The organism is Leptolyngbya sp. FACHB-36, assembly GCF_014695955.1.
GTDB lineage: Bacteria > Cyanobacteriota > Cyanobacteriia > Leptolyngbyales > Leptolyngbyaceae > FACHB-36.
Genome location: NZ_JACJPG010000139.1, coordinates 1 through 3517, shown reverse-complemented (window position 1 = coordinate 3517; position 3517 = coordinate 1). Strand labels below are relative to the sequence as shown.

General features: G+C 51.2%; 1 protein-coding gene and 1 pseudogene. One reads left to right on the top strand and one right to left on the bottom strand.

Annotated elements, in window-relative coordinates; genetic code table 11:
- A pseudogene (locus H6F43_RS01990) lies at positions 1–987 on the top strand (S-layer family protein); the annotation flags it as partial.
- Between the two features lie 2 nt (positions 988–989).
- Here the strand turns inward: H6F43_RS01990 and H6F43_RS01985 are convergent.
- A partial coding sequence (locus H6F43_RS01985; protein ID WP_190340340.1) for a CHAT domain-containing protein occupies positions 990–3517 on the bottom strand: 2528 nt, incomplete at its 5' end.

Below are 3517 nucleotides of genomic sequence, written 5' to 3'. Positions count from 1 at the left end.
AGCGGCTTGAGTGGCAGCAGTGGCAGCGGCATCGAGACAGTGGTAGCTCGCGGAGCCAGAGGCAATGCGGGAGCGCTGACGCTGGAAACCAAACGACTGCGGCTGCAAGATCAAGCTGCAATCACGTCAGCAACCAATGGTTCTGGAAACGCCAATAATTTGACTGTTCAAGCAAGAGATTCAGTCTTTTTAACAGACAACAGCCGCCTCTCGACCCAAACGCAAGGCGGCGGAGAGGCAGGAAATCTCGCGCTCACGACCAATCTCCTCACCCTACAAAATGGTGGACAGCTAATTGTCAGTGGACAAGGGCGCTTTTCATCAGGCAATCTAGCGGTAAATGCCAATTCGATTCGACTTAATAATCAGGCAAGTTTAAGAGCAGAGACGGAAGCGGGCGATCGCGGCAGCATTTTTCTCAACGCTCAAGACATCGTCCTGCGACGCAACAGCACCATCACCACGAATGCAACCAATTCTGCCACCGGAGGTAATATCACGATTAATGCTGATATTTTGTTGCTGACGGAGAATAGCGCGATCGTCGCGCAAGCCATGTTTGGTCGTGGCGGCAACATCACGATTACAGCCCAAGGACTATTTCAATTACTGGGAACTCGCATTGATGCCAGTTCCGAATTAGGAATCGATGGCGTGGTGCAAATTAATACGCCCGATGTTGATCCCAGTCGGCAACTGGTTGAACTACCCAGTGATTTGCTCGACTCGCAACGATTGATAGCCAATAGTTGTTTAGTTCCCAGTGACCGTCGGCAGGGCACCTTTGTACTGACTGGAGTAGGTGGTTTGCCATCGCTCCCTACAAGCCCGTTGCGATCGCCCTTTGAAACCTATGCGGTCCCTGCTAATGCAGCAGTGTCTGCTCAGTCTCGTTCTAATCATCAAAACAGCAACCCAGTTACTGAAATTCAAGACATTTATCGACTAGAAAATGGACAACTCATGTTGGGTCGGAGGTGCCCCTGATGTTACAACCAACTGCCGATCAGAATAAACGGTGCCCAGTAACCGGGATGGCTGTAGCGCCCACTTGGATTGGCAGCTAACCAAGCAGTTTGAGTTGCTTGCAACGCTTCTGCCTTGCTGAGACCAGTACGTAGGTGTTGATAAAACTGACCAATCAGCGTTGCTGTTGCCTCGTCTTCCACGCGCCAGAGAGCGGCGATCGCGCTTTGTGCGCCTGCTTGTACCGCAACCCCAGCAATGCCCAGCGCATCACGATCGCTACCCACAGCGGTTTCGCAACCCGTTAGCGCCAGCAATTCCAGCCACGGTCGATCGGTCCGGGTCTGACGAATCGTTTGATACAGATCGTTCATGGACAAAATCTCGTTATAGCGACGAGCAGAGGACTGATTGCCGTTTGCAGTGCCACCAGTGACCAAAAACGTTTCCTTCGCATCGAAGCCAAATCTAGCATGGGTTGCCAGATGCAGCACTGGACGACGTTTCTTCTGTAACTCTTGCTGCAATCGCTGGCGCGTGAAGTTCTGATCAATCAATCCCTCACTGCCCGGAATGGTGGTTTGAATACGATCGATCTCAGATCTGACCGCGATCAATGGGGCAAAGAACGTGTTGTCATCGATCGCCGAAGCAGTTGTTAAGCCAAACGCCAACACTTGTAGTTGTTGGTTGTCTAACGGTTGAGGGTGCAACAGCCGCAAGCTAGAGGTATTTGCAATCGCGTATTTTTGAATTAAAAACTGCTGACCATCGTACAGCGCCGCCATTGGAATCGAACGCAACATTCCATCCTGGATGAACACTAGCGCTTTAATTGATCGCTGCTCTAATTGATCCGCAAATGGACGAATGAACCAGTCGTAAAGCTCTTTAGCGCCAGCTTGAAACGTGTTTTCCCGGTCTGCCCGCTGTTCTAGCCGCTGTCGGAAATCATTGATCCGTTCAACAGCCGTGGCTTTCTCGATCGGCACCCAATGCACCCGCACGTCACTTTTTCCCACACCACTGGGCAAGGTCAGAATAATGGCGATGCGATCATCCAACAAAATCGATCGAAATACGGCTGTATGAGCATCCACCGCTGTCACGGATTGTTCGACTAACGGTAGTTCACACTGGCTGCCCAAATAGTTTTGCAGTTCCACCACTCTTAATTGATCAAGGGTGCCTAGCGCAAGGTTTAGCTGGGTTTGCTGATCAGAAGCCGTTGCACGATCGGCTTGCTTAAGCCTGATCTCAGCCAGTTGTCGGTAGAGCACTTCCACAGTTGCTTGAAAATCTGAGCGGAGATCTCGGTTCGCTGCTGCAATGTCTTCCTGAATTTGGCTTACTGTACTAACCGCTTGTTCATACGCTGCGATTGCATCCTTCCCTTGCGCTCGCAGAATCCGCCCTGCCTGCCATTCCCATAGATAGCGGGTTTCTTCGGTTGCCGCCACAAGTTGAGCCTGAGTGGTGAAATTGCTGGCTTGAGCATAGTTCTTCGCGCACTCAAATACATGCCCTAGCAGCCCCAACCCAAATGATTCAGTTTTTCGATCGTGAATGGTTTTGGCAATCGCGATCGCCTGCCGCAGCAATGTAATTGTTTGAGGTGGCGGTTCTACTGCACAGGCATAGTTTGAAATGGGAAGGGTAGTATCAAATCTAGTTTGATCAATTAAACTAGCAAGCTTAATTAGACTAGACGCTTTTTCACGCGAGTTTGGTAACAGTTCCAACGCCGATCGCACCTGCTGAAACAGGGGTTCAAGCTTGATAGAAGTCGCTTGATCACGGCTGTAAGGCAGCGCTAGACCGAGTAGGGCGCGAAGTTCAGCTTGATGATCGGTTTGGCGACGAGCCAACGCTAAGCTGGCTTCAAAGGCAGCAATAGCAGTCCGGTTATCCCGATCGACGCGTTGACGAAACCGCTCCGTAGATTGCTGATCGCCTGCCTGTTTTGCAAACTGGGCGTAGCGATCATTTCGCTGCGCCAAACTCGTGTAGAGATTGCCCAAGCTATTCCAAGTCGCAATCAAGTAATTGACTTCTCCAATTTGTTCTGCGATCGTCTGACTCTCCCTCAAACGCTCCAGTGCTTGATCGAACTCTCCCTGCAAGTAATAAATATTGCCTAGGCTGCCCAGCGCTGCTGCCTGACCCAACAGATCAGACTGGCGACGAGCAATCTCTAACGCACTGTTCTGTGCACATACGCGATCGTTTAAACCACCACAGAGCAACGCGCTCGCTCGCCGGTAGTGCCCCAAGTCGCTGTATGCCTGAGCTTGTTCGGTCTGCATTCGCCCAACCTGAAGCCAATTTCCAGCCTGACGATACTGGATAATTGCTTGCTCTAAGTGGTCGATCGCCTGATCAATTTGTCCAAGTTGCTGTTTGGCACGCGCTAAATATTTCCAAACTTCGATGGGCTGTGTTGTGGTCGTGCGATCGGTGCGATAGAGACTCAGACTTTGCTGCCAGCGATCGATCGCACCCTGAAAATCACCCGTATGGTAGCGATCGATCCCCTGCTGCACCAGTTGTT